This window comes from Serratia nevei (genome assembly GCF_037948395.1).
GTDB lineage: Bacteria > Pseudomonadota > Gammaproteobacteria > Enterobacterales > Enterobacteriaceae > Serratia > Serratia nevei.
On the sequence record NZ_CP149940.1, the window covers coordinates 4095152 to 4121660 of the forward strand.

The 26509-nt window shown below is 59.4% G+C and carries 18 protein-coding genes, 2 tRNA genes and 3 rRNA genes; 14 read left to right on the forward strand and 9 right to left on the reverse strand.

The window, feature by feature from the left end; translation table 11 throughout:
• Positions 1-51: 51 nt before the first annotated feature.
• The 3 genes from proV (at position 52) to proX (ending at position 3423) form a co-directional block, all read left to right on the forward strand.
• Positions 52-1254, forward strand: a complete 1203-nt coding sequence (proV, locus tag V8N38_RS19735) for a glycine betaine/L-proline ABC transporter ATP-binding protein ProV (RefSeq protein ID WP_147840218.1) — start codon at positions 52-54, stop codon at positions 1252-1254.
• Positions 1247-2350, forward strand: coding sequence for a glycine betaine/L-proline ABC transporter permease ProW (proW, locus tag V8N38_RS19740; RefSeq protein WP_147840219.1), 1104 nt, complete (start codon positions 1247-1249; stop codon positions 2348-2350). The genes proV and proW overlap by 8 nt, the downstream gene beginning before the upstream one ends.
• Before the next feature lie 71 nt (positions 2351-2421).
• Entirely contained in the window at positions 2422-3423 is a 1002-nt protein-coding gene (proX, locus tag V8N38_RS19745) for a glycine betaine/L-proline ABC transporter substrate-binding protein ProX (RefSeq protein ID WP_033635697.1), read from the forward strand.
• A gap of 30 nt (positions 3424-3453) precedes the next feature.
• Here the strand turns inward: proX and V8N38_RS19750 are convergent, their stop codons facing one another.
• Positions 3454-4332 (reverse strand): LysR family transcriptional regulator, encoded by an 879-nt coding sequence (locus tag V8N38_RS19750; RefSeq protein WP_147840220.1) that lies wholly within the window; start codon positions 4330-4332, stop codon positions 3454-3456.
• Between the two features lie 105 nt (positions 4333-4437).
• Here V8N38_RS19750 and V8N38_RS19755 point away from each other — a divergent pair, with 105 nt between their 5' ends.
• The 7 genes from V8N38_RS19755 (at position 4438) to emrB (ending at position 11755) form a co-directional block, all read left to right on the forward strand.
• The gene (locus V8N38_RS19755) at positions 4438-5637 is read left to right on the forward strand and encodes an MFS transporter (protein ID WP_033632267.1); all 1200 of its coding nucleotides are present in this window, start codon (positions 4438-4440) and stop codon (positions 5635-5637) included.
• 121 nt (positions 5638-5758) lie between these two features.
• Positions 5759-6505, forward strand: a complete 747-nt coding sequence (locus V8N38_RS19760; protein WP_038872849.1) for an AzlC family ABC transporter permease — start codon at positions 5759-5761, stop codon at positions 6503-6505.
• Complete coding sequence (gene ygaH / locus V8N38_RS19765) at positions 6495-6842, forward strand: L-valine transporter subunit YgaH (RefSeq protein ID WP_025304001.1); 348 nt, start codon at positions 6495-6497, stop codon at positions 6840-6842. The genes V8N38_RS19760 and ygaH overlap by 11 nt, the downstream gene beginning before the upstream one ends.
• A 162-nt stretch (positions 6843-7004) precedes the next feature.
• Entirely contained in the window at positions 7005-7523 is a 519-nt protein-coding gene (gene mprA, locus V8N38_RS19770) for a transcriptional repressor MprA (protein ID WP_025160249.1), read from the forward strand.
• Positions 7524-7551: 28 nt separating this feature from the next.
• A complete protein-coding gene (locus V8N38_RS19775) occupies positions 7552-9003 on the forward strand; it encodes an efflux transporter outer membrane subunit (protein ID WP_147840221.1) in 1452 nt (483 codons plus the stop codon).
• 23 nt (positions 9004-9026) lie between these two features.
• Positions 9027-10199: a multidrug efflux MFS transporter periplasmic adaptor subunit EmrA gene (gene emrA, locus V8N38_RS19780; protein ID WP_033635707.1), complete on the forward strand. Its 1173-nt coding sequence runs from the start codon at positions 9027-9029 to the stop codon at positions 10197-10199.
• Positions 10200-10216: 17 nt separating this feature from the next.
• Positions 10217-11755, forward strand: a complete 1539-nt coding sequence (gene emrB, locus V8N38_RS19785) for a multidrug efflux MFS transporter permease subunit EmrB (protein ID WP_038872860.1) — start codon at positions 10217-10219, stop codon at positions 11753-11755.
• Between the two features lie 60 nt (positions 11756-11815).
• Here emrB and V8N38_RS19790 read toward each other — a convergent pair whose 3' ends face one another.
• Positions 11816-12904, reverse strand: a complete 1089-nt coding sequence (locus V8N38_RS19790; protein ID WP_015378876.1) for a tRNA/rRNA methyltransferase — start codon at positions 12902-12904, stop codon at positions 11816-11818.
• A 207-nt stretch (positions 12905-13111) separates the two neighbouring features.
• Here V8N38_RS19790 and trxC point away from each other — a divergent pair, with 207 nt between their 5' ends.
• From trxC to pssA, 4 genes are all read left to right on the forward strand, one after another.
• Positions 13112-13531: a thioredoxin TrxC gene (trxC, locus tag V8N38_RS19795; RefSeq protein ID WP_004928868.1), complete on the forward strand. Its 420-nt coding sequence runs from the start codon at positions 13112-13114 to the stop codon at positions 13529-13531.
• A 114-nt stretch (positions 13532-13645) separates the two neighbouring features.
• Positions 13646-14335, forward strand: a complete 690-nt coding sequence (locus V8N38_RS19800) for a tRNA-uridine aminocarboxypropyltransferase (RefSeq protein ID WP_102984233.1) — start codon at positions 13646-13648, stop codon at positions 14333-14335.
• A 48-nt stretch (positions 14336-14383) separates the two neighbouring features.
• Positions 14384-17032, forward strand: a complete 2649-nt coding sequence (locus V8N38_RS19805; RefSeq protein ID WP_070913743.1) for a bifunctional acetate--CoA ligase family protein/GNAT family N-acetyltransferase — start codon at positions 14384-14386, stop codon at positions 17030-17032.
• A gap of 152 nt (positions 17033-17184) precedes the next feature.
• Complete coding sequence (gene pssA / locus V8N38_RS19810; RefSeq protein ID WP_060441100.1) at positions 17185-18540, forward strand: CDP-diacylglycerol--serine O-phosphatidyltransferase; 1356 nt, start codon at positions 17185-17187, stop codon at positions 18538-18540.
• A 36-nt stretch (positions 18541-18576) separates the two neighbouring features.
• On the opposite strand, the gene V8N38_RS19815 is transcribed toward pssA, so the two are convergent.
• From V8N38_RS19815 to gmhB, 7 genes are all read right to left on the reverse strand, one after another.
• Complete coding sequence (locus tag V8N38_RS19815) at positions 18577-19887, reverse strand: MFS family transporter (RefSeq protein ID WP_147840222.1); 1311 nt, start codon at positions 19885-19887, stop codon at positions 18577-18579.
• A 512-nt stretch (positions 19888-20399) separates the two neighbouring features.
• Positions 20400-20515: ribosomal RNA gene (gene rrf / locus V8N38_RS19820) — 5S ribosomal RNA — on the reverse strand.
• Positions 20516-20621: 106 nt separating this feature from the next.
• Positions 20622-23528, reverse strand: a 23S ribosomal RNA gene (locus V8N38_RS19825).
• Positions 23529-23735: 207 nt separating this feature from the next.
• A tRNA-Ala gene (locus tag V8N38_RS19830) sits at positions 23736-23811 on the reverse strand.
• 38 nt (positions 23812-23849) lie between these two features.
• A tRNA-Ile gene (locus V8N38_RS19835) sits at positions 23850-23926 on the reverse strand.
• Positions 23927-24000: 74 nt separating this feature from the next.
• A 16S ribosomal RNA gene (locus tag V8N38_RS19840) occupies positions 24001-25542 on the reverse strand.
• Together the 16S, 23S and 5S rRNA genes with 2 tRNA genes alongside form the textbook arrangement of a ribosomal RNA operon.
• A gap of 392 nt (positions 25543-25934) precedes the next feature.
• The gene (gene gmhB / locus V8N38_RS19845) at positions 25935-26498 is read right to left on the reverse strand and encodes a D-glycero-beta-D-manno-heptose 1,7-bisphosphate 7-phosphatase (protein WP_038874480.1); all 564 of its coding nucleotides are present in this window, start codon (positions 26496-26498) and stop codon (positions 25935-25937) included.
• Positions 26499-26509: the final 11 nt, after the last annotated feature.

Sequence of the window (26509 nt, forward strand, 5' to 3'; positions counted from 1 at the left end):
CTAAGGACAGCTCATATCGCTTTAATTAAACCAGAGGAAACAGCAAATTGCATGGCAATTAAACTTGAAGTAAAGAACCTGTATAAGATATTTGGCGAACACCCGGAACGCGCATTCAAACTGCTGGATAAAGGTCTGACAAAAGATCGGCTGTTTGAAAAAACCGGCTTATCGCTCGGCGTAAAAGACGCCACTCTGGCCATTGAAGAAGGCGAGATATTTGTCATCATGGGGCTCTCCGGTTCCGGCAAGTCCACCCTGGTACGCCTTCTCAATCGTCTGATAGAACCCACCCGCGGTCAGGTACTGATCGACGGTGAGGACATCGCCAAAATATCCGACACCGCGCTGCGTACCGTACGGCGAAATAAGATCAGCATGGTATTTCAGTCATTCGCGCTAATGCCGCACATGAATGTCCTGAATAATACCGCCTTCGGTATGGAATTAGCCGGCATACCGCTGCAGGAGCGCCAGGAAAAAGCGCTGGACGCCCTGCGCCAGGTCGGGCTGGAGAATTATGCGCTGTCTTATCCGGATGAATTATCCGGCGGTATGCGCCAGCGCGTGGGATTAGCCCGCGCCCTGGCCAATAACCCGGATATATTATTGATGGACGAAGCCTTCTCGGCGCTCGATCCGTTAATTCGTACCGAAATGCAGGATGAACTGGTGAAATTACAGGCCCAGCATCAACGCACCATCGTGTTTATTTCCCACGATCTGGACGAAGCGATGCGCATCGGCGATCGCATCGCCATCATGCAGGGCGGTGAGGTGATCCAGGTCGGTACGCCGGACGAGATCCTGAATAACCCGGCCAACGACTATGTGCGCACCTTCTTCCGCGGCGTGGACATCAGTCATGTGTTCAGCGCCAAGGATATCGCCCAACGGCGCCCGGTGACGCTGATCCGCAAAACCCCCGGTTTTGGCCCCCGCTCGGCGCTGCAGCTGCTGCGCGATGAGGACCGGGACTATGGTTATGTTGTTGAACGCGGGAAGAAATTTATCGGCGTAGTGTCGATAGAGTCGCTGAAAAAGGCGCTGTCCGCCAATCAAACGCTGGACGATGCCCTGCTCGAGACCCCCGCCGCCGTGCCGGCCGACACGCCGCTCAGCGATCTAATCTCCCTGGTCGCCCAGGCGCCGTGCGCGGTGCCGGTGGTGTGCGAAGAACATAACTATCTCGGCATCATCTCCAAGGCCATGCTGCTGCAGGCGTTGGACAAGGAGGGCTCCGCCAATGAGTGATACCACGCAAACCCAAGATCCCTGGGCTACCGCACCGGTCGATGCCGGCGCCGCACCCGCAAACGATGCCGCCACCAACGCCGGCGACGCCTGGTCCAGCGCGCCGCCGGCCGCCCATGACGCCGCCGCGTCAGGCGCCGATTGGCTCAGCGGCGCCCCGGCGCAGCCGGAACACTTCAGCCTGCTCGATCCGTTCCACAAAGCCTGGGTGCCGTTCGACGCCTGGGTCACACAAGGCATCGACTGGCTGGTGCTGCACTTCCGCCCGCTGTTCCAGGGCATCCGCGTGCCGGTCGACATGATCCTGAGCGGCTTCCAGCAGCTTCTGCAGGGCATGCCGGCGCCGATCGCCATTCTGGTGTTCTCGCTGCTCGCCTGGCAGGTCTCAGGCCTCGGCATGGGCGCCGCCACGCTGCTCTCCCTGGTCGCCATCGGCGCCATCGGCGCCTGGTCGCAGGCGATGGTCACGCTGGCGCTGGTGCTGACCGCGCTGTTCTTCTGCATTCTTATCGGCCTGCCGCTCGGCATCTGGCTGGCGCGCAGCAAGCATGCCGCCAAGGTGATTAGACCGCTGCTCGACGCCATGCAGACCACCCCGGCCTTCGTCTACCTGGTGCCGATCGTCATGCTGTTCGGCATCGGCAACGTGCCGGGCGTGGTGGTGACCATCATCTTCGCGCTGCCGCCGATCGTGCGCCTGACCATTCTGGGCATCAAGCAGGTGCCGGAGGATCTGATCGAGGCCGCCGAATCCTTCGGCGCCAGCCCGCGTCAGCTGCTGTTCAAGGTGCAGCTGCCGCTGGCGATGCCGACCATCATGGCCGGCGTTAACCAGACGCTGATGTTGGCGCTGTCGATGGTCGTCATTGCCTCGATGATCGCCGTCGGCGGTCTGGGCCAGATGGTGCTGCGCGGCATCGGCCGGCTGGACATGGGCCTGGCCGCCGTCGGCGGCGTCGGCATCGTGATCCTGGCGATCATTCTCGATCGCCTCACCCAATCGCTGGGGCGCGATCGCCGCAGCAAAGGCATCGGCCGCTGGTATCGCCGCGGCCCCATCGGGCTGCTGACTCGCCCGTTCATCAAACAAGCCTGACGCTTTTCCCGCCGGCGGCTGCGGCCCCGGCGGGCTATGACACCACCACATCGAAAAAAAGGGGAAACACTATGCGCACTACGGGCATCTGGGCTCTCGCCCTGACGACGCTGATTGGCTCACAGAGCGTGAGCGCGGCAGATTTACCCGGTAAGGGGATCGCGGTACAGCCGGTGCAAAGCACCATTTCCGAAGAGACGTTCCAGACGCTGCTGGTCAGCAAGGCGCTGGAAAAATTGGGTTACGACGTGAAGGAACCGCGTGAAGTGGATTACAACGTCGCCTACACCTCGATCGCCTCCGGCGACGCGACCTTTATCGCGGTCAACTGGGATCCGCTGCACGCCGATCAGTACAAGGCCGCCGGCGGCGACGCCAAGTTCTACCGCGAAGGCGTCTACGTCAACGGCGCCGCGCAGGGCTACCTGATCGACAAGAAAACCGCCGAACAGTACCACATCACCAACGTCGAGCAGCTCAAGGATCCCAAGATCGCCAAGCTGTTCGACACCAACGGCGACGGCAAGGCCGATCTGACCGGCTGCACCCCGGGCTGGGGCTGCGAAGCGGTGATTAACCACCACATCAAGGCCTATGGCCTGAGCAATACCGTCGAACACAACCAGGGCAACTACGCGGCGATGATCGCCGACACCATCACCCGCTACAAAGAGGGCAAACCGGTGCTGTATTACACCTGGACGCCGTACTGGGTCAGCGATGTGATGGTGCCAGGGCGCGACGTGGTCTGGCTGCAGGTGCCGTTCTCCTCCCTACCGGGCGAGCAAAAGAACGTCGACACCAAGCTGCCTAACGGCGCCAACTACGGCTTCCCGGTCAACACCATGCGCATCGCCGCCAACAAGCAGTGGGCCGAAGCCAATCCGGCGGCCGCCAAGCTGTTCGCCATCATGAAGCTGCCGATCGCCGACATCAACGCGCAAAACCTGCGCATGCATGAAGGCCAGGCTTCGGAAGCCGACATCCAGAACCACGTCAACGGTTGGATCAAGGCGCACCAGGCCACCTTCGACGGCTGGGTGAAAACCGCCGCCGAAGCGGCGAAGCCGTAACCGTTCAGGGGCGCCGCCTGTGCCGCGCCCCTACCCCGCCATATCGATGCCGCTGAAATGCAAAAAGCGCTCTGCGATAGTCGACATGGGCTGCGGCCAAATGCAATACACCTGGCGCCGCGGCCCGTCTTCAATCGGAATCGACACCAGCGCGCTCAAGCGTTGCGCGGTCGAAATCGGTACGATGCCCGCCGCCAGCCCGCGCCGCACCAAATTCTCCAGCCATTCGATATGATCGATTTCAAAACTGACGTGCCGACGAATGCCCGCCGCCTGAAAGGCGCGATCGGTTTGGCGCCGCGCGCCGGTGCCGCTGTAGAAATCCACCAGCGGCACTTCCGCCAGCGCCTGCAGGTTCACCCGCTCGCGGCCGGCCAGCGGATGCTGCGGCGCCACCAGCGCCACCAGCGGCTCATCAGCCAACTGCCGGTGCGACATCGGCAGCAGATCGGCATCGCCCGGCCAGATGCCGACGAACGCCATATCGCATTTTTGCTGGCGTACGTCCTCCAGCAGCGCTTCGCTCATGCCGACGTACAGGCGGATATTCACCGCCGGATAGTGGCGATGAAACTTGTCGAGCCTTTCGGTCAGAGCCATCACGTTTATCGTTGAAATGGTGCCGATGGTCAGGGTGCCGGACACCGCGCCGTCGGCCGCCGTCACCTCCTCCACCAGCGCCTGCTGCGCCGCCAACAGGCGCTGCGCAGGGGCCACGAAAGCCTGGCCGGCGGGGGTCAACCGCACCCGACGCGAAGTGCGTTCAAACAGCGTACAGCCCAGCCCTTCTTCCAGTTTGGCGATCTGGTGGCTCAGCGCCGACTGCACCGTATGGCAGCGCTGCGCCGCCCGGGTAAAGTTCAGCTCTTCCGCCACCGCCAGCGCATAGCGGATCTGTTTCAGGTTCATGGCATCTATCTTGAAATGAGATAAATAAAATGAAAATTATACATTGGTTTCCCGGCGTGCGTTGCCGGATACTGCGCGCCATCTTCTTCCCGTGATGAAAAAACCATGAGCCAACAAAACGCCCACCCGGGCCTCAGCCCGGCGCTGACCGTGCTGATCGCCATCGCTACCGGCCTGGCGGTCGCCAGCAACTATTACGCGCAGCCGCTGCTGGAAACCATCGCCACCGGCTTCAACCTGTCGGTCAATCAGGCCGGCTTTATCGTGACCGCCGCGCAGCTCGGTTACGCCACCGGGCTGCTGCTGCTGGTACCGCTCGGCGATATGTTCGAGCGCCGCGGGCTGATCGTGTTCATGACGCTGCTGGCCGCCGGGGGCATGCTGATCACCGCCACCTCCGCCACCCTGCCGATGATGATCCTCGGCACCGCGCTCACCGGGCTGTTCTCGGTGGTGGCGCAGATTCTGGTGCCGCTGGCCGCCACGCTGGCCCACCCGGAAAAGCGCGGCAAGACCGTCGGCATCATCATGAGCGGCCTGCTGCTCGGCATCCTGCTGGCACGCACCGTCGCGGGCGCGCTGGCATCGTTCGGCGGCTGGCGCACCATCTACTGGGTCGCCAGCGTGCTGATGATCCTGATGGCGCTGATCCTGTGGCGCGCGCTGCCGCGCTATAAGCAACACTCCGGGCTGAACTACCCGCAGCTGCTGGCCTCGATCTTCAGCCTGTTCTGCCGCACGCCGCTGCTGCGCACCCGCGCCATCCTCGGCGCCCTGTCGTTCGCCAACTTCAGCGTGCTCTGGACCTCCATGGCCTTTCTGCTCGCCGCGCCGCCGTTCAACTATTCCGAGGGGGTGATCGGGCTGTTCGGCCTGGTGGGCGCCGCCGGGGCGCTGGCCGCTTCACGCGCCGGGCATCTGGCGGACAAGGGCAAAGCCGGATTGACCACCACCGTCGGCCTGGTGCTGCTGCTGCTGTCCTGGATACCTATCGCGTTCGCCAAACAATCGCTGTGGGCGCTGATCGCCGGCATCCTGATCCTCGATCTGGCGGTGCAGGCGGTACACGTCACCAACCAGAGCGTGATGTACCGCATCATGCCGGACGCGCGCAACCGCCTGACCGCCGGCTATATGACCAGCTACTTTATCGGCGGCGCCCTCGGTTCACTGCTCTCCGCCTCGGCCTATCAGCATGCCGGCTGGTACGGCGTGGCCGCCGCCGGCGGGGTGTTATGCCTGCTCAACCTGCTGACCTGGTGGCTCGGCAAGCACCACGATCCGCAGGGGCCGGCGACAATCTGATTATCGTGCAAATAGTCACTTAAGAAATTTATTAGCGGTGCAGGGTATAAACATTACTTACTCTCTGGTAATGTTCTGGGCATAAACTATTGAAGTCCTATCTACCCTGCGACCCACAACCATGCAAAGCCAAGCTGCAGACAGCCTCAATCCGCCCGCCGTCAGCGCCACCTTCGCCAACGGCGTCGTCGACAGTTTGCCGATCGTCATCGGGTATGTCCCGGTGGCGTTCGCCTTTGGCCTCAGTGCCGTCAAACTGGGCTTTTCCCCGCTGGAAAGCATTTTCTTCTCCTGCATTATCTACGCCGGTGCCAGCCAGTTCGTGATCACCGCCCTGTTGAGCGCCGGGATGTCGCTGTGGGTCTCCGCGTTAACGGTGATGGCGATGGATGTGCGCCACCTGCTCTACGGCCCGGCGCTGCGCCACCGCATCGTCTCGCGCATGTCGCCCGGTAAAACGGCGATGTGGGCCTTTGGCCTGACCGATGAGGTCTTCGCCGCCGCTACCGCCAGGCTGATGCGCAATAACCGCAGCTGGAGCGAAAATTGGATGCTGGGCATCGCGCTCTGTTCCTGGCTTTCCTGGGTGGCCGGCACCGCGCTCGGCGCGCTGTTCGGCAACGGCCCGCTGGAGCAGTTCCCGGTGATCGAAGCCTCGCTGGCCTTCATGCTGCCGGCGCTGTTTCTCAGTTTCCTGCTGGCCGCCTTCCGGCGCCCGCAGAGCCTGACCATTGCTGCCGCATTGGCCGGTGCGCTGCTCGGCGTGGTGCTGTTCTCCATTCCGGTCGCCATTTTGGCCGGCATCGGCGCCGGCTGCGTCGCCGCCCTGTTCCAGCCCGCCCCTGCGGAGGCCAACCATGAACACTGATGTGCTGGTGATCGGCCTGGTGGTGGGCTGCGCCAATTACCTGTTCCGTTATCTGCCGCTGCGGCTGGCGCCGGCGCGCGCCCAGCCCGGCCTCAAACGCGGTAAAGCCGCCCTGCTGCTCGACAGCATCGGCATCGCCTCGATCTGCGCCCTGCTGGTGGTCTCCAGCACGCCGGTCGTCATGCGCGAACCGGACAAGCTGCTGCCGACGTTGGCGGGGTTCGCCGCGCTGGCGCTGTGCTTCTACCGCAGCAAAAGCATCATTCTGTCGACGCTGCTCGGCGCGACGGCCTTTGGCGTCACATTAAAGCTGTTAATGCTTTTCGGTCCGGGCTGACGCCGCTCCCGATCGTTTGGCTTCACTTTGGCGTTTTCATGCGTCACATCTTTACAAACACTGACAAATGACACGAATTGCTAAATTATCCGCACGGCTGAACATTTACATTATTAGTCACCGTCGTTACTATCTCGAACGAAATTAATGAGGCCCTAAATTATGGAAAGCTCGTTTGCCCCCATAGAACAAATGCTGAATTTCCGCGCCACCCGGCAGAAAGATTTCCCTTATCAGGAAATCCTGCTGACCCGCCTGTGCATGCACATGCAAGGCAAGCTGCTGGAAAACCGCAATAAGATGCTGAAGGCGCAGGGGATTAACGAAACACTGTTTATGGCGCTGATCACCCTGGATGCGCAGGAAAGCCACAGCATCCAACCTTCTGAGCTAAGCTCTGCCTTAGGCTCCTCGCGCACCAATGCGACCCGCATCGCCGACGAGCTGGAGAAACGCGGCTGGATCGAGCGCCGGGAAAGCGACAACGATCGCCGCTGCCTGCATCTGCATCTGACGCCGCAGGGGGAAGAATTTCTCAGTCAACTGCTGCCGCCGCAGCACCAATGTCTGCATTTCCTGTGGTCCACGCTGACCGACGATGAGCAAAAACAGCTGGAACAGCTGACGCGCAAATTGCTGGCACGTCTGGATCAAATGGAAATCACAGAACAGTTATCCTAATTCACAATTTCTGTTCAGGTACCTACTTATGCGATCCCCATTTAACTGGAGATTCACCCCGCTGTTCGCCGCGTTGCTGCTGGCCGGGTGTGCTTCGACCGATAATATTGCCCCGCAATCCACGCTGATGGATCCGCAGAGCCTGCAGTTGGCTCAGCCGAAAGTCAGTTCGCTGGCCGTCAGCCCGCAGTGGTGGCGCGCCCTCAAGGATCCGCAGCTGGACGCCTTGATGACGCAGACGCTGCAAAGCTCGCCGACCCTGCGGCAGGCCGCCGCCCGCGTGCGCGAAGCGCAGAGCGTGGTGGGTGAAGCCAGCGCCGCCAACGGGCCGAACCTGGATCTGAACGCCAGCACCCAACGCCAGCGCGTGCCGCAAAACGTCAATATGGGGCTGGGGTATCCGCATAAGCCGATCTACGAAAGCTCCAATTCACTGGGGCTGAACCTGGCGTACGAGTTCGACTGGTGGGGCAAATACCGCAACCAGGTGAACGCCGCCAAGGCGCAGGTCAACGCCGCGCGCGCCGAGCAGGAACAGGCGGCGCTGACGCTGACCAGTTCGGTGGCGTCCGCCTACTATCAGCTGCAGAGCAATCTGGCGCTCGAGAAGCTGCTGCAGCAGGAAGTGAACAACAATGAGCGCCTGACCGCGCTGCGCCAACAGCGCTATCAGGCCGGCCTGACCGGCGTCGACGTGCCGCAACAAACCCAGGCACAGTCCGACGTCGCCAAGCAGCAGATCCTGCAGCTGCAATCGCAGATCGAGCAGCTCAGACACCAGCTCGCCGCGCTGGCGGGCCAGGGGCCAAACGCCATGCAGCACCTGCGTCAGGTGCCGCTGCCCGCAGACAACCTGATGGCGCCGCAGGGCGAGCTGACGGCGGATCTGCTGGGCAAACGCCCGGACATCGCCGCGCAACGCCAGCTGGTGGAGTCTTACAGCCAGCGCGTCAGCGCCGCGCGTAAAGAGTTTTACCCCAGCCTGACCATTTCAGCCTTCGCCGGCCTGATGACCACCAATACCAGTGGCACCAGCCCGAATCTGTTTGAAGCGGCCAGCCAGGCCTGGAACGTGATGCCGGCGATTTCGCTGCCGATCTTCCACGCCGGGGCGCTGCGCAGCAAGCTGGGCGAGGAATCCGCGCTGTATGACGAAGCGGTGGAATCCTACAACCAAACCATCCTGAATGCGGTACAGGAAACCGCCGACGCCATCACCATCCAGCAGAGCTCTGCGCAACAGCAGCTGCAGGCGGCGTCCGCGGCCCAGTCGATGCAACAGGTGTATCAGGTCGCCAACGCCCGTTACCAGGCAGGGATTATCGGGCGCGACGATCTGTTGACCAGCCAGACGCAGCTATTACAGCAGCAACAGGCGGAGTTGAATGCCAGCAGCAATTTACTGCAGGCGAAGATAGGACTGATCCGCGCGCTGGGCGGTGGCTATCAGGCCCCGGCCGCAGCGGATTCGAAAGCATAATAATATAAGGCTTGGAGAACACCATGAGCGCAAGCGCGGAAATCCAAAACCCGCAGCAGCCGAACGGCAAAAAGAAGCAGCGTAAATTTTGGCTGCTGTTGCTGACGGTTATTTTCATTGTTATAGGGGTGGCTTACTTAGTGTATTGGTTCCTGGTGCTGCGTCATCACCAGGAAACCGACGACGCCTACGTCTCCGGCAACCAGGTGCAGATCATGGCCCAGGTGTCCGGCAGCGTGAACAGCGTCAATTTCGACAACACCGACTACGTCAAGCAGGGCGACGTGCTGCTGACGCTCGATCCGACCGATGCCGAGCAGGCGTTTGAACGCGCCAAGACCGGCCTGGCCAACAGCGTGCGTCAGACCCACCAGCTGATCATCAACAGCAAGCAGTATCAGGCCAACATCGCCCTGCGCAAGACCGATCTGAGCAAGGCCGAGAACGATCTGAAGCGCCGCGTGGTGCTGGGCAGCGTTGACGCCATCGGCCGCGAAGAGCTGCAACACGCTCGCGATGCGGTCGACAGTGCCAAGGCCGCGCTGGAAGTGGCGGTGCAGCAATACAACGCCAATCAGGCGATGGTGCTGAACACCCCGCTGGAACAGCAGCCGGCGATCCAACAGGCCGCCGCGCAGATGCGCGATGCCTGGCTGGCGCTGCAGCGTACCAAAGTGATCAGCCCGATCACCGGCTATGTCTCGCGCCGCAGCGTGCAGGTCGGCGCGCAGATCGCCGCCGGTTCGCCGCTGATGGCGGTGGTGCCGGCCGATCACATTTGGGTTGACGCCAACTTCAAGGAAACCCAGATCGCCAACATGCGCATCGGCCAGCCGGCGACGGTGGTCAGCGACGTCTACGGCGACGACGTGGTGTATCAGGGCAAAGTGGCCGGTATCGACATGGGCACCGGTAGCGCCTTCTCCCTGCTGCCGGCGCAAAACGCCACCGGCAACTGGATCAAGGTAGTGCAACGTCTGCCGGTACGTATTGAGCTCGACGCCAAGCAGGTGGCCGATCATCCGCTGCGCATCGGTCTTTCTACGCTGGTGACCGTCGACACCGCCAACCTGGACGGCCGCGTGCTGGCCGACGTGGTGCGCGACAAACCGCTGTATCAGAGCGACGCGCTGGCGTTGAATCTGGCGCCGGTTAACCAGCTGATCGCCGACGTGATCCATGCGAACGCCGGCTAAGCGCGCGGGAGGCCATCTTGCCACAGAAACCGCTTGAAGGCGCCCAGCTTGCCTGGATGACGGTCGCGCTCGCCATGGCGACCTTCATGCAGGTGCTGGACTCCACCATCGCCAACGTGGCGATCCCCACCATTTCCGGTAACCTCGGGTCTTCCAACTCGCAGGGCACCTGGGTGATCACCTCGTTTGGCGTGGCGAACGCCATCTCGATTCCGATCACCGGCTGGCTGGCGAAGCGCTTCGGCGAAGTGCGGCTGTTCCTCTGGTCCACCGCGCTGTTCGCCCTCGCCTCCTGGCTGTGCGGCATCTCCAACAGCCTCGGCATGCTGATCTTCTTCCGCGTGATCCAGGGCGTGGTGGCCGGGCCGTTGATCCCGCTGTCGCAGAGCCTGTTGCTGAACAACTATCCGCCCGCCAAGCGAGCGATGGCCCTGGCGCTTTGGTCGATGACCGTTATCGTCGCGCCGATCTTTGGGCCGATCCTCGGCGGCTACATCAGCGACAACTACCATTGGGGCTGGATCTTCTTCATCAACATCCCGATCGGCGTCTTCGTGATCGTGGCGGCGATGGCGACGTTGAAGGGGCGGGAAACCAAAACCGAGATCAAACCGATCGACACCGTCGGCCTGGTATTGCTGATCGTCGGCATCGGTTCACTGCAGATCATGCTCGATCAGGGCAAGGAGCTGGACTGGTTCAACTCGACCGAGATCATCACGCTCACCGTCGTCGCGGTGGTGGCACTGCTGTTCCTGGTGGTGTGGGAGCTGACGGACGACCATCCGGTGGTGGATCTGTCGCTGTTCAAGTCGCGCAACTTCACCATCGGCTGCCTGTGTATCAGCCTGGCCTACATGCTGTACTTCGGCGCCATCGTGCTGTTGCCGCAGCTGCTGCAAGAGGTGTACGGCTATACCGCCACCTGGGCGGGGCTGGCGTCGGCGCCGGTTGGGCTGATCCCGGTGCTGCTGTCGCCGATCATCGGCAAGTTCGGCAACCGGCTCGACATGCGCCGGCTGGTCACCTTCAGCTTCATCATGTATGCCGTGTGCTTCTACTGGCGCGCCTATACATTTGAACCGGGCATGGACTTCGGCGCTTCCGCCTGGCCGCAGTTTGTCCAGGGCTTCGCCATCGCCTGCTTCTTCATGCCGTTGACCACCATCACGCTGTCCGGCCTGCCGCCGGAACGCATGGCGGCGGCGTCGAGCCTGTCGAACTTCACGCGAACGCTGGCGGGGTCGATCGGTACCTCGATCACCACCACCCTGTGGACGCAGCGCGAATCGCAGCACCATTCGCAACTGACGGAGTTCGTCAACCCGTACAACCCGCAGTCGCAGGAGATGTACCGGCAGCTGGAGCAGCTCGGCATGAGCAAACAACAGGCGTCGGCGTATATCGCCAACGAGATCACCGCGCAGGGCCTGATCATCTCCGCCAACGAGATCTTCTGGCTGTCGGCCGGGGTATTCCTGGTGCTGCTGGTGCTGGTGTGGGTGGCGAAACCGCCGTTCAGCTCCGGCGGCGGTGGGGGCGGCGGCGCTCACTAAGCTTCAATAAACGAAACGGGCGCCCTGGGGCGCCCGTTTTTTTATCCGACGTAGAACAGATTACGCCTGATTCTGACGCCACCAGTCCGCCAGCAGAATGCCGGTCGCTACGGAAACGTTCAGGCTTTCCACCTTGCCGGTGCCGCCGATAGACACGTTCATGTCGCCCTGCTGCCAGGCGCTGTCGCTCAGACCGTCACGTTCCTGGCCCAGCACCAGCACCATCTTGGCCGGCAGCTTGGCCTGCGCCAGCGCGGTGCCTTTGTGGCTGGAGGTGGTAACGATGGTGTAACCCGCCTTGCGGAAGGTGTCCAGCACCGACAGGAAATCGTCGGCGTTGATCGCCTTGATGTGCTCCGCGCCGCCTTCTGCGGTACGCACCGCCGCGCCGGATTCCAGCAGCGCCGGATCCTGCAGCAGCACGCCGTTGACGCCGAAGTGAGCGCAAGAACGGACGATAGCGCCCAGGTTATGCGGGTTACCCACTTCTTCCAGCGCCAGCACGCAGTCGGTCGCCGGTGCGCTTTTCAGGTAGGTCTGCGCATCCAGGCCCTGACGCTTTTTGATCAGGAAGCAGACGCCGCCGTGGTGCTCGGTGCCGGAAGCCTTGGCCAGCTCTTCCTCATCCACCACGTGGTAAGCCTTGCGGTTAGCCGCCATCCAGCGCAGCGCTTCGCGGAAACGCGGGGTGACCGACTGCACGAACCAAGCGCGCACGATCGCTTCCGGGCGGCTGGCGAACAGCGCCTGACAGGCGTTTTCACCGTAAACGCGGGTTTCTTCCGCACGCTGACGGCGCAGCTGTTCCGGATCGATAAAGCTTTTGCCGCTGATACCGCCGTGATCGAACGCCGGCTCTTCATTCGGCGCGCGCGAAACGGTTCTCCACGGCGACTCGTTGCCACCGCGATCTTCAGAGCGCGCCGGACGGCGAGGACGATCGCTTTCACTGCGGCGGGAGTCGGCGCCGCGGCGATCGTTGCCGCCGCGCGCCTTGTCTTGACCGGTGCGGCCCGAGCGCGCACCGTCAGCCGGACGGCCTTTGCCGGCCGGACGTTTATTCTTGTTGCGGTCGTCGCCGTTGTCGTCGTCACTGCGGACGTACATCACTTTGACCTTACCGTTCTTGCCACTAAATGAATCGTTCATTGTCTTCTCCACCAACGCGCAGGGCGCGAAGATTACCTGATGTTGGTGCATGAAGCCACCAACTTGCGCTAAAAGCTCCCAACTATCACATCCATTGAACAAACCTCATTGTTCATGCGCCGGGTTTTGCCGATAATTGTCAGCATTAAAGAAACATCTCTGCAACTGCGTTGCGGGGACCATGCTTTCTCTGTACCCGAGGTCAACATGAATACAGTTTGTGCAGCTTGCAATGCCACCAACCGCGTGCCGGAAGAACGTCTGGCGGACAACGCGAAATGCGGCCGCTGCGGCCATGAGCTCTTCGACGGTGAAGTGATCAACGCCACCGCCGCCACGCTGGACCAGCTGCTGCAGGACGATCTGCCGGTCGTGGTCGATTTCTGGGCGCCATGGTGCGGCCCGTGCCGCAGCTTTGCGCCGATCTTTGAAGACGTGGCCGAAGAGCGCGCCGGCAAAGTGCGCTTCGTGAAAGTGAACACCGAAGCCGAGCCGGAACTGAGCGCCCGTTTCCGCATCCGCAGCATCCCGACCATCATGGTGTTCCGTCAGGGCAAGATGGTCGACATGCTCAACGGCGCGATGCCAAAAGCGCCGTTTGACAACTGGCTCAACGAGTTAGTGTGATTCGGCAAGTATAGGCCGTATCCCGCCATCGCGCGCGAACGCGCCCCGATCGAGCCTGCCCCTCCCGGCGGGCTTTTTTCTGCGTTACAATGGCGGTTTTTCCCCGGGATCGTTATGACCGACAACGCCGTACTTCGCCTGCGCCAATTCCGTTTAGACCGCGCCACCCGCCCTTTTCTGGCGCGCGGTTGCCGGGTGGCGCGTTGTCAGGGTTGCCTGCTGCCGCATAAAAACTGCCTATGCGACACCATTCGCCCGCAGCAGGCCGGCAGCCGTTTCTGCCTGCTCATGTTCGGCGCCGAGCCGCTCAAGCCCAGCAACACCGGCCGCCTGATCGCCGATATCCTGCCGGACACCCAGGCGTTCCTCTGGTCGCGCACCGAAGTCGATCCGGCCCTGCTGGCGGCCATCAACGATCCGGCGCGGCAGCCTTATGTGGTGTTCCCCGCTTCCTACGCCGACGCCGAACGGCCGGTGTTCAGCGAGCTGCCCGCCGGTGGCAAACCGCCGCTGTTCATCATGCTGGACGGCACCTGGGCGGAAGCGCGCAAAATGTTCCGTAAAAGCCCATACCTCAATCAATTCCCGGTGTTTTCCCTCAACGTCGACGCGGCATCGGACTACCAGCTGCGCGAAGCCAGCCGCGCCGAGCAACACTGCACGGCGGAAGTGGCCGCCGCCCTGCTGCAACAGGCGGGCGATCTGCCGGCCGCCGACGGATTGAATCAGCATTTCCGCTATTTCCGTCAACAATATCTGGCGGGAAAACCGACCCGGCCGGAGGCACCGGTCACAGCAATGTAGCCAGAAAGCGCCTAAAATCAGGCGTAACGTTGCCAAAAGGAGCCGTGCATGAGCCAGCGAGGGTTAGAAGCGCTACTACGTCCCAAATCGATCGCCGTGCTGGGCGCTTCGCAGCAGCCCGGCCGCGCCGGCAACCTGATGATGAGCAACCTGCTGGCCGGCGGTTTCGGCGGGCCCATCTTGCCGGTCACGCCGCGCTACAAGGCGGTCTGCGGCGTGATGGCCTACCCCGACGTCGCCAGCCTGCCGCTGACGCCGGATCTGGCGATCATCTGCACCCACGCCAAACGCAATCTGGCGCTGATTGAAGCGCTGGGCCAACGCGGCTGTAAAACCGCCATCGTACTCTCTTCGCCGCCGGAACAGTTTGCCGAGCTGAAGGCCTGCGCGCAGCGCTACGCCATGCGGCTATTGGGCCCCAACAGCCTGGGGCTGCTGGCGCCGTGGCAGGGCATCAACGCCAGCTTCTCGCCGGTGCCGATCCAAAAGGGCAAGCTGGCGTTTATCTCGCAGTCCGCCGCCGTGGCCAACACCATTCTCGACTGGGCGCAGCAGCGTGAAGTCGGCTTCTCTTACTTTATCGCACTGGGCGACAGCCTGGACATCGACGTCGACGACCTGCTCGACTTTTTGGCGCGCGACAGCAAGACCAGCGCCATTCTGCTGTATCTGGAAAACATCAGCGATGCGCGGCGCTTTCTCTCCGCCTCGCGCAGCGCCTCGCGCAACAAGCCCATTCTGGTGATCAAAAGCGGCCGCAGCCAACAGGCGCAGCTGTTGCTCAACAGCCAGCTGGGGCTGGACGCCGCCTATGACGCCGCCATCCAGCGCGCCGGCCTGCTGCGCGTGCAGGATACCCATGAGCTGTTCTCGGCGGTGGAAACCCTCAGCCATATGCATCCGCTGCGCGGCGAGCGGCTGATGATCGTCAGCAACGGGGCGGCGCCGGCGGCGATGGCACTGGACGAACTGCTCGGACGCAACGGCAAGTTGGCCACGCTGAGCGATGAGAGCCTGGCGACATTGAGCGACGCGCTGCCGGATTTCATCCGCGCCGGCAATCCGCTCGACCTGCGCGATGATGCCACGCCGCAGCGCTTCCTGGCGGCAATCGAAGCGCTGCTCGACAGCCACGACTATGACGCGCTGCTGTTAATCCACGCGCCGAGCGCGGCGGCGCCGGGCACCGCCACGGCGCAGCGGCTGATCGAGGCGCTGCACCGCCATCCGCGCGGCAAACGCATCACGCTGCTGACCAACTGGTGCGGCGAATACTCTTCGCAAGAGGCGCGCCGATTATTTACCGAGGCCGCCATTCCCACCTACCGCACGCCGGAAGGCGCGGTGACCGCCTTTATGCATATGGTGGAATATCGCCGCAACCAGAAGCAGTTGAAAGAGACGCCGGCGCTGCCGGTCGGCCTCACCGCCAACACCGCCGACGCCCACCGCCTTATCCATCAGGCGCTGGCCGAAGGCGCCACCCAGTTGGATACCCACGAGGTGCAATCCATCCTGCAGGCCTACGATCTGAGCACCCTGCCGACCTGGATTGCCGAGGACAGCGCCGAAGCGGTGCACATTGCCGAACAGATCGGCTACCCGGTGGCGCTGAAGCTGCGTTCGCCGGATATCCCGCATAAATCGGAAGTTCAGGGCGTCATGCTCTACCTGCGCACCGCGACCGAAGTGCAGCGCGCGGCGGAGGCGATCCTCGACCGCGTGAAGCGCACCTACCCCCAGGCGCGTATCCATGGCCTGCTGGTACAGAGCATGGCCAACCGCGCCGGTGCCCAGGAGCTGCGCATCGCGGTAGAGCAGGATGCGATTTTCGGCCCGCTGATTATGCTGGGCGAAGGCGGCGTAGAGTGGCGCCAGGAAAATCAGGTGGCGGTCGCGCTGCCGCCGCTGAACATGGCGCTGGCGCGTTATCTGGTGCTGCAGGCGGTGAAAGGCGGCAAGATCCGCGGGCGCAGCGCGCTGCGGCCTTTGGATATCCCTGGGCTGAGCCGCCTGCTGGTGCAGGTCTCCAACCTGATCCTCGACTGCCCGGAGATCGCCCGGTTGGATATTCACCCGGTGCTGGCCTCCGGCAGCGAGTTCACCCTGCTGGACGTTTCGATGCAACTCGCGCCGTTCAGCGGCGATCCGCAGGCGCGGCTGGCGATCCGCCCTTATCCGCAGGAGCTGGAAGAGACCATCGCGCTGAAAGACGGCAGCCAATGCCTGTTCCGCCCAATCCTGCCGGAAGACGAGCCGGCGCTGAAGCATTTCATCGATAGAGTGACCAAGGAAGATCTCTATTATCGCTACTTCAGCGAGATCAACGAGTTTACCCATGACGATTTGGCCAACATGACGCAGATCGACTACGATCGAGAAATGGCCTTTGTAGCGGTGCGCGCAGACGAGATCATCGGCGTGACCCGCGCGCTGTCCGATCCGGACAACACCGACGCCGAATTCGCCGTGCTGGTGCGTTCCGATCTGAAAGGCGTGGGCCTGGGCCGTCAGCTGCTGGAGAAAATGATCGCCTATGCGCGCGCTCATGGCCTGACTCGCCTGAGCGGCATCACCATGCCGAATAACCGCGGCATGATCGCACTGGCGCAGCGGCTGGGCTTTGGCATCGAGGTGCAGCTTGAGGACGGCATCGTCAATCTGACGCTGCCGCTGCAGGCCGCCGACGCGCAGTGACCTGCGTCGCAATGCGCTACGAATCCACCACTTAACGCCAAAACATACGCACAATCGAGGCAACTAATGGTATTATCGCCCGATTATTCGGTTTATTGTTTTTAAGCCTGTGGCGTTCCGGCCATCAATCATGAGAGAAGAAACGCACTGTGATGTTGTCAAAATTTAAACGTAGCAAACATCAACAACACCTTGCACAACTGCCCAAACTCCCCCAGACGGTTGCTGATGTTCGTACGCTGTACGCGCCGTCCGACTTTCGCACCACGCTGCTGGACGCCATCGCCAACGCCACCCAACGTATCTATCTGGTGGCCCTGTATCTGGAGCATGACGACGCCGGGCGCGAGATCCTCAACGCGCTGTATCAAGCCAAGCAGCAGCGGCCCGAGCTGGAAATCTGCGTGCTGGTCGACTGGCACCGCGCACAGCGCGGGCGCATCGGCGCCGCCGCCGCCAATACCAACGCCGACTGGTACTGCGCCATGGCCAGCCAACATCCAGAGCAATCGGTGCCTATCTACGGCGTGCCGGTCAATACCCGCGAAGCGCTGGGCGTACTGCACCTGAAGGGCTTCGTGGTCGACGATACCGTGATCTACAGCGGCGCCAGCATCAATGACGTCTATCTGCATCAGCATGAGAAATACCGTTACGATCGCTACCAGCTGATTACCAACGAGGCGTTGGCCGATACCCTGATCGATTACATCAAGCAGCATCTGCTCACCGCCGGCGCCGTACAGCGCCTCGATCGCAGCGATCGGCCGAAAAGCCCGGAGATCAAAAACGAGACCCGTCTGTTCCGTTTCGCCCTGCGCCGCGCCGGTTACCACTTCCGCGGTAAAGCCGGTAACGATGAGCTGGCGGTGACGCCGCTGGTTGGGCTTGGCAAGCAAAGCGTGCTGAATAAAACCATTCATCACCTGATGTCGTGCGCCGACCAGAAACTGACGCTGTGTACCCCCTATTTCAACCTGCCGGCGCTGCTGGTGCGCAACATCATTTATCTGCTGCGCCAGGGCAAACAGGTGGAGATCATCGTCGGCGACAAAACCGCCAACGACTTCTATATTCCGGAAGACCAGCCGTTCAAAATCATCGGCGCGCTGCCCTACCTGTACGAGATCAACCTGCGCCGCTTCCTGAGCCGCTTGCAGCGTTACGTCGACACCGGTCAGCTGATCGTGCGCCTGTGGAAAGATGGCGATAACAGTTATCACCTGAAAGGCATGTGGGTAGACGAAGAGTGGCAGCTGGTCACCGGCAATAACCTCAACCCGCGCGCCTGGCGGCTGGATCTGGAAAACGCCATTCTGATCCACGATCCCAAGCAGGAAATGCGCGAACAGCGGCAAAAAGAGCTGGAATGCATCCGCACCCACACCACCGTGGTCGGCCATTATCAGGAGCTGCAAAGCATTCAGCAGTACCCGATCAAGGTGCGCAAGCTGATTCGCCGTCTGCGGCGCATCCGCATCGATCGGCTGATTAGCCGTATCCTGTAAGATGTACTCTGACCCCGGCCAAGGCCGGGGTTTTTATTACAGCTGTATCTCCTTGCCTTTGCGATGCAGCCGGAGTGAGACCAGCAACGCCAGCAGGCACATACCGGAAACGTACCAGAAGAAAGCGTTCTCCACTCCGAACGATTTCAGCGACAGCGCGACATATTCCGCCGAACCGCCGAACAGGGCATTCGCTACCGCATAAGACAAGCCTACACCTAACGCACGCACCTCCGGCGGGAACATCTCGGCTTTAAGCAGCCCGCTGATCGCGGTGTAGAAGCTGACGACGAACAACGCCAGCACGATCAGGCCGAACGCCATAAAGGGATTGGTCACCTCTTTCAGGGCAAACAGAATTGGCACCGTCAACACAGTGGCCAATGCCGAGAAGATCAGCATCGAGCTGCGACGGCCGATTTTATCCGAGAACGCGCCGACCGCCGGCTGCAGCAGCATAAAGACGAACAGCGCGACGGTCATGATGGCGCTGGCCAGCTTGGCGTCCATACCGGCAGTGTTCACCAGATATTTCTGCATGTAGGTGGTGAAGGTGTAGAAGGTCAGCGAACCGGCGGCGGTAAAGCCCAGCACCATCAGAAACGCTTTGCGGTTTTTCCACAGCCCCGTCAGCGAACCGGCATCTTTGTGGTTACGCGTCTTCGCATCAGAGGTTTCATTCAGCGAACGGCGCAGGTACAGCGCCACTACCGCCAACACGGCCCCCAGGGCAAACGGAATACGCCATCCCCAGGCCTTCAGCTCTTCGCCGGACAATATTTGCTGCAGGATCACCAAGACCAGCAGCGCCAGCAGTTGCCCGCCGATCAGCGTGACATACTGGAACGAGGCATAAAAGCCACGGCGGCCCTTGATCGCCACCTCGCTCATGTAGGTAGCGCTGGTGCCGTACTCGCCGCCCACAGACAGCCCCTGGAACAGGCGCGCGATCAACAACAGCGCCGGTGCCCAGCTGCCGATCGACTCATACGTCGGCAGACAGGCGATCACCAGCGATCCGGCGCACATCATGCAGACCGAAAGCAGCATTGAGTTTTTTCGGCCATGTTTGTCGGCAATATAGCCGAACAGCCAGCCGCCGATAGGTCGCATAAAGAAGCCGGCGGCGAATACCCCGGCGGTTTGCAGCAGCTGCGTGGTGCTGTTGCCCGCCGGAAAAAATGAGGCGGCAAAGTAGATTGAGCAGAAGGAGTAAACGTAAAAATCAAACCACTCCACCAGATTGCCTGACGAAGCCCCAACGATAGCGAAAATGCGTTTTTTGTTATCCAGCGCCCCCTGTTCGACGCCGCGCTCACCCTCAAGAGCCGAGGTTGTTTCTGTCATGATATGTTCTCCGAGCCATAGCAATGATGAAATTCGGCTTCCTGCCGCCCTGGTTGTTACTTTATTGTTATTTATAAGTTAACAGCCAAACTTAATAGCGGACGAAGAATATCTGGAGTTCATTCAAAAAATGAATTGGTTTTGTGATGAATATAGAATCGTGAGATGAAAGATGAAGCGGGTTACAACGGGGATTTTCCATTTTACGCATAGCAAAAAGCCCTGGACGTCAGTTCAGGGCTTTCGGCTTGGTTTGATGCCTGGCAGTTTATGGCGGGCGTCCTGCCCGCCCCCCTTCGGGCCGTTGCTTCGCAACGTTCAAATCCGCTCCCGGCGGATTTGTCCTACACAATTCGTCTCATCCTGAGACTCTCCCCTCCGGGGCCGCCGCACGCGGCGTTAAGGCCCGTTCCCGACGGGCCTTTCGCATGCCCATGCTCGTGCAGAACGCCAGATAACAGACAAAACAAAAAGCCCCATGCTTTCGCATGAGGCTTGTTGTTTTATTTGATGCCTGGCAGTGTCCTACTCTCGCATGGGGAGACCCCACACTACCATCGGCGCTACGGCGTTTCACTTCTGAGTTCGGCATGGGGTCAGGTGGGACCACCGCGCTATTGCCGCCAGGCAAATTCTGTTTCATTCCAACCGCTTCACTCTCGTAAAGCCATCAGAACCAATCTGTAAACAAGCTGAATATTGTCTCGGTCTCACCAAAACACCTTCGGTGTTGTAAGGTTAAGCCTCACGGATCATTAGTACTGGTTAGCTCAATGCATCGCTGCACTTACACACCCAGCCTATCAACGTCTTAGTCTTAAACGTTCCTTCAGGGGCCTTGAAGGCCCAGGGAAGACTCATCTTGAGGCAAGTTTCGCGCTTAGATGCTTTCAGCGCTTATCTTTTCCGCACTTAGCTACCGGGCAATGCCATTGGCATGACAACCCGAACACCAGTGGTGCGTTCACTCCGGTCCTCTCGTACTAGGAGCAACCCCTCTCAATCTTCCAACGCCCACGGCAGATAGGGACCGAACTGTCTCACGACGTTCTAAACCCAGCTCGCGTACCACTTTAAATGGCGAACAGCCATACCCTTGGGACCTACTTCAGCCCCAGGATGTGATGAGCCGACATCGAGGTGCCAAACACCGCCGTCGATATGAACTCTTGGGCGGTATCAGCCTGTTATCCCCGGAGTACCTTTTATCCGTTGAGCGATGGCCCTTCCATTCAGAACCACCGGATCACTAAGACCTACTTTCGTACCTGCTCGAGCCGTCACTCTCGCAGTCAAGCTAGCTTATGCCTTTGCACTAACCTCACGATGTCCGACCGTGATTAGCTAACCTTCGTGCTCCTCCGTTACTCTTTGGGAGGAGACCGCCCCAGTCAAACTACCCACCAGACACTGTCCTCACCCCAGATTATGGGGCCGAGTTAGAACATCAAACATTAAAGGGTGGTATTTCAAGGATGGCTCCACGCAGACTGGCGTCCACGCTTCAAAGCCTCCCACCTATCCTACACATCAAGGCTCAATGTTCAGTGTCAAGCTATAGTAAAGGTTCACGGGGTCTTTCCGTCTTGCCGCGGGTACACTGCATCTTCACAGCGAGTTCAATTTCACTGAGTCTCGGGTGGAGACAGCCTGGCCATCATTACGCCATTCGTGCAGGTCGGAACTTACCCGACAAGGAATTTCGCTACCTTAGGACCGTTATAGTTACGGCCGCCGTTTACTGGGGCTTCGATCAAGAGCTTCGCCTTGCGGCTGACCCCATCAATTAACCTTCCAGCACCGGGCAGGCGTCACACCGTATACGTCCACTTTCGTGTTTGCACAGTGCTGTGTTTTTATTAAACAGTTGCAGCCAGCTGGTATCTTCGACTGGCTTCAGCTCCATCCGCGAAGGACTTCACCTACATGCCAGCGTGCCTTCTCCCGAAGTTACGGCACCATTTTGCCTAGTTCCTTCACCCGAGTTCTCTCAAGCGCCTTGGTATTCTCTACCTGACCACCTGTGTCGGTTTGGGGTACGATTTAATGTTACCTAGAGCTTAGAGGCTTTTCCTGGAAGCAGGGCATCAACTACTTCTGCACCGTAGTGCATCGTCATCACGCCTCAGGGTTAGTATGCAACCGGATTTACCAGGTCACACCCCCTACACGCTTAAACCGGGACAACCGTCGCCCGGCTAGCCTAGCCTTCTCCGTCCCCCCTTCGCAGTAACACCAAGTACAGGAATATTAACCTGTTTCCCATCGACTACGCTTTTCAGCCTCGCCTTAGGGGTCGACTCACCCTGCCCCGATTAACGTTGGACAGGAACCCTTGGTCTTCCGGCGAGCGGGCTTTTCACCCGCTTTATCGTTACTTATGTCAGCATTCGCACTTCTGATACCTCCAGCAACCCTCACAGGCCACCTTCAACGGCTTACAGAACGCTCCCCTACCCAACAACGCTAAGCGTCGCTGCCGCAGCTTCGGTGCATGGTTTAGCCCCGTTACATCTTCCGCGCAGGCCGACTCGACCAGTGAGCTATTACGCTTTCTTTAAATGATGGCTGCTTCTAAGCCAACATCCTGGCTGTCTATGCCTTCCCACATCGTTTCCCACTTAACCATGACTTTGGGACCTTAGCTGGCGGTCTGGGTTGTTTCCCTCTTCACGACGGACGTTAGCACCCGCCGTGTGTCTCCCGTGATAACATTCTTCGGTATTCGGAGTTTGCATCGGTTTGGTAAGCCGGGATGGCCCCCTAGCCGAAACAGTGCTCTACCCCCGAAGATGAGTTCACGAGGCGCTACCTAAATAGCTTTCGGGGAGAACCAGCTATCTCCCGGTTTGATTGGCCTTTCACCCCCAGCCACAAGTCATCCGCTAATTTTTCAACATTAGTCGGTTCGGTCCTCCAGTTAGTGTTACCCAACCTTCAACCTGCCCATGGCTAGATCACCGGGTTTCGGGTCTATACCTTGCAACTAATCGCCCAGTTAAGACTCGGTTTCCCTACGGCTCCCCTATACGGTTAACCTTGCTACAAAATATAAGTCGCTGACCCATTATACAAAAGGTACGCAGTCACACCACGAAGGTGCTCCCACTGCTTGTACGTACACGGTTTCAGGTTCTATTTCACTCCCCTCGCCGGGGTTCTTTTCGCCTTTCCCTCACGGTACTGGTTCACTATCGGTCAGTCAGGAGTATTTAGCCTTGGAGGATGGTCCCCCCATATTCAGACAGGATGTCACGTGTCCCGCCCTACTCATCGAACTCACGACCTGTGTATTTTAGTGTACGGGGCTATCACCCTTTACTGCGCGACTTTCCAGACGCTTCCACTAACACACAAGCCGATTCAGGTTCTGGGCTCCTCCCCGTTCGCTCGCCGCTACTGGGGGAATCTCGGTTGATTTCTTTTCCTCGGGGTACTTAGATGTTTCAGTTCCCCCGGTTCGCCTCATGCCACTATGTATTCATGACATGATAGTGTGTCGAAACACACTGGGTTTCCCCATTCGGGTATCGCCGGTTGTAACGGTTCATATCACCTTACCGACGCTTTTCGCAGATTAGCACGCCCTTCATCGCCTCTGACTGCCTAGGCATCCACCGTGTACGCTTAGTCACTTAACCTCACAACCCGAAGATGTTTCCATCGTTCGCGCTGCAAACATTTGAGAGACTCTATGACAGGTTACTCTTTATCCCAGTACATCTACGGAGGGATAAATTTCAGCCGTCATGTTTCAATTTTCAGCTTGTTCCAGATTGTTAAAGAGCAAAATACTTCGCAGCATACTGTCGCCAATATACTCTGAAGTATTGAAATACCGGACTATATGGTGGAGCTAAGCGGGATCGAACCGCTGACCTCCTGCGTGCAAGGCAGGCGCTCTCCCAGCTGAGCTATAGCCCCATACAGTCACGCGCAGTACCTTTTCCACTTCCGAGAAGTGGTAGGCCTGAGTGGACTTGAACCACCGACCTCACCCTTATCAGGGGTGCGCTCTAACCACCTGAGCTACAAGCCTATAAAGGTATTTCTGCTCGTTACTTTCTATCAGACAATCTGTGTGAGCACGCCACTCGAACTAATATCTTTAGGTAAGGAGGTGATCCAACCGCAGGTTCCCCTACGGTTACCTTGTTACGACTTCACCCCAGTCATGAATCACAAAGTGGTAAGCGCCCTCCCGAAGGTTAAGCTACCTACTTCTTTTGCAACCCACTCCCATGGTGTGACGGGCGGTGTGTACAAGGCCCGGGAACGTATTCACCGTAGCATTCTGATCTACGATTACTAGCGATTCCGACTTCATGGAGTCGAGTTGCAGACTCCAATCCGGACTACGACATACTTTATGAGGTCCGCTTGCTCTCGCGAGGTCGCTTCTCTTTGTATATGCCATTGTAGCACGTGTGTAGCCCTACTCGTAAGGGCCATGATGACTTGACGTCATCCCCACCTTCCTCCAGTTTATCACTGGCAGTCTCCTTTGAGTTCCCGGCCGAACCGCTGGCAACAAAGGATAAGGGTTGCGCTCGTTGCGGGACTTAACCCAACATTTCACAACACGAGCTGACGACAGCCATGCAGCACCTGTCTCAGAGTTCCCGAAGGCACCAATCCATCTCTGGAAAGTTCTCTGGATGTCAAGAGTAGGTAAGGTTCTTCGCGTTGCATCGAATTAAACCACATGCTCCACCGCTTGTGCGGGCCCCCGTCAATTCATTTGAGTTTTAACCTTGCGGCCGTACTCCCCAGGCGGTCGATTTAACGCGTTAGCTCCGGAAGCCACGCCTCAAGGGCACAACCTCCAAATCGACATCGTTTACAGCGTGGACTACCAGGGTATCTAATCCTGTTTGCTCCCCACGCTTTCGCACCTGAGCGTCAGTCTTCGTCCAGGGGGCCGCCTTCGCCACCGGTATTCCTCCAGATCTCTACGCATTTCACCGCTACACCTGGAATTCTACCCCCCTCTACGAGACTCTAGCTTGCCAGTTTCAAATGCAGTTCCCAGGTTGAGCCCGGGGATTTCACATCTGACTTAACAAACCGCCTGCGTGCGCTTTACGCCCAGTAATTCCGATTAACGCTTGCACCCTCCGTATTACCGCGGCTGCTGGCACGGAGTTAGCCGGTGCTTCTTCTGCGAGTAACGTCAATTGATGAACGTATTAAGTTCACCACCTTCCTCCTCGCTGAAAGTGCTTTACAACCCGAAGGCCTTCTTCACACACGCGGCATGGCTGCATCAGGCTTGCGCCCATTGTGCAATATTCCCCACTGCTGCCTCCCGTAGGAGTCTGGACCGTGTCTCAGTTCCAGTGTGGCTGGTCATCCTCTCAGACCAGCTAGGGATCGTCGCCTAGGTGAGCCATTACCCCACCTACTAGCTAATCCCATCTGGGCACATCTGATGGCAAGAGGCCCGAAGGTCCCCCTCTTTGGTCTTGCGACGTTATGCGGTATTAGCTACCGTTTCCAGTAGTTATCCCCCTCCATCAGGCAGTTTCCCAGACATTACTCACCCGTCCGCCGCTCGTCACCCAGAGAGCAAGCTCTCTTGTGCTACCGCTCGACTTGCATGTGTTAAGCCTGCCGCCAGCGTTCAATCTGAGCCATGATCAAACTCTTCAATTAAAAGCTTGATTTGCTTCCACTCGAGAAGCGATGCTCAAAGATTTACTGCATGAATTTTACTTCAGTTAGTCACTCTTCAAGACTTGATATTTTTTTGCATCCGAAGATGCTGGATATCGTCTTGTGGAGTGCCCACACAGATTGTCTGATAAATTGTTAAAGAGCAGTGAGTTAGGCGCTTTAGCTTGCTAACTCGAGGTGGCGTATATTACGCTTTCCTCTTTCAGAGTCAACCCTAATTTTCAGGATTTTTTCTCTTTCTTCCCGGCCGCTGTGTGAAGTGAATCACTTGCGCCGTGTCGATGGAGGCGCATTATAGGGAGCCGGTTCAGAATGACAAGCGATAATATGCATTTTTTATCTGACCGCTCACTATTCATTCGTAACGCCTATTAAACCCGCTTTTTGATGGCTGCCGGCAGGTCCGCCAGGCTATTTAGCACCCAATCGGCCAGCTGTTCGCCCTGCTCGGTCACCGGCTTGCCGGTGCGCACCAATACCTTGGTACCAACGCCGGCCGCGATCGCCGCCTGCATATCTTCCGGTTTATCGCCCACCATATAAGAAGCGGCCATATCGATGTTCAATTCCTGCTGCGCTTGCAGCAGCATGCCCGGCTGCGGTTTACGGCAGTCACACACCTGACGATACTCTTCTATTACTGCCTCCGGATGGTGCGGGCAGAAATAGATGCCGTCGAAGTCGACGTCGCGATCGGCCAGCGACCAGTCCATCCACTCGGTCAGGTACATAAATTGGTCTTCGCTGAACTTGCCGCGCGCAATGCCGGACTGGTTGGTCACCATCACCAACGCGAATCCCATCTTTTTGAGTTCGCGACAGGCGTCAATCACGCCGTCAATAAAGTGGAAGTTGTCGATTTCATGGACATAGCCATGGTCAACGTTAATCGTACCGTCACGATCGAGAAAAATTGCTGGAACGCTTTGTGTCACCGCTTTGCTCC

What these genes read in the sequence shown, in the direction of transcription:
- proV (WP_147840218.1), top strand. Translation starts at nt 52, where the DNA reads ATGGCAATTAAACTTGAAGTAAAGAACCTGTATAAGATATTTGGCGAA.
- proW (WP_147840219.1), top strand. Translation starts at nt 1,247, where the DNA reads ATGAGTGATACCACGCAAACCCAAGATCCCTGGGCTACCGCACCGGTC.
- proX (WP_033635697.1), top strand. Translation starts at nt 2,422, where the DNA reads ATGCGCACTACGGGCATCTGGGCTCTCGCCCTGACGACGCTGATTGGC.
- V8N38_RS19750 (WP_147840220.1), bottom strand. Translation starts at nt 4,332, where the DNA reads ATGAACCTGAAACAGATCCGCTATGCGCTGGCGGTGGCGGAAGAGCTG.
- V8N38_RS19755 (WP_033632267.1), top strand. Translation starts at nt 4,438, where the DNA reads ATGAGCCAACAAAACGCCCACCCGGGCCTCAGCCCGGCGCTGACCGTG.
- V8N38_RS19760 (WP_038872849.1), top strand. Translation starts at nt 5,759, where the DNA reads ATGCAAAGCCAAGCTGCAGACAGCCTCAATCCGCCCGCCGTCAGCGCC.
- ygaH (WP_025304001.1), top strand. Translation starts at nt 6,495, where the DNA reads ATGAACACTGATGTGCTGGTGATCGGCCTGGTGGTGGGCTGCGCCAAT.
- mprA (WP_025160249.1), top strand. Translation starts at nt 7,005, where the DNA reads ATGGAAAGCTCGTTTGCCCCCATAGAACAAATGCTGAATTTCCGCGCC.
- V8N38_RS19775 (WP_147840221.1), top strand. Translation starts at nt 7,552, where the DNA reads ATGCGATCCCCATTTAACTGGAGATTCACCCCGCTGTTCGCCGCGTTG.
- emrA (WP_033635707.1), top strand. Translation starts at nt 9,027, where the DNA reads ATGAGCGCAAGCGCGGAAATCCAAAACCCGCAGCAGCCGAACGGCAAA.
- V8N38_RS19790 (WP_015378876.1), bottom strand. Translation starts at nt 12,904, where the DNA reads ATGAACGATTCATTTAGTGGCAAGAACGGTAAGGTCAAAGTGATGTAC.
- trxC (WP_004928868.1), top strand. Translation starts at nt 13,112, where the DNA reads ATGAATACAGTTTGTGCAGCTTGCAATGCCACCAACCGCGTGCCGGAA.
- V8N38_RS19800 (WP_102984233.1), top strand. Translation starts at nt 13,646, where the DNA reads ATGACCGACAACGCCGTACTTCGCCTGCGCCAATTCCGTTTAGACCGC.
- V8N38_RS19805 (WP_070913743.1), top strand. Translation starts at nt 14,384, where the DNA reads ATGAGCCAGCGAGGGTTAGAAGCGCTACTACGTCCCAAATCGATCGCC.
- pssA (WP_060441100.1), top strand. Translation starts at nt 17,185, where the DNA reads ATGTTGTCAAAATTTAAACGTAGCAAACATCAACAACACCTTGCACAA.
- V8N38_RS19815 (WP_147840222.1), bottom strand. Translation starts at nt 19,887, where the DNA reads ATGACAGAAACAACCTCGGCTCTTGAGGGTGAGCGCGGCGTCGAACAG.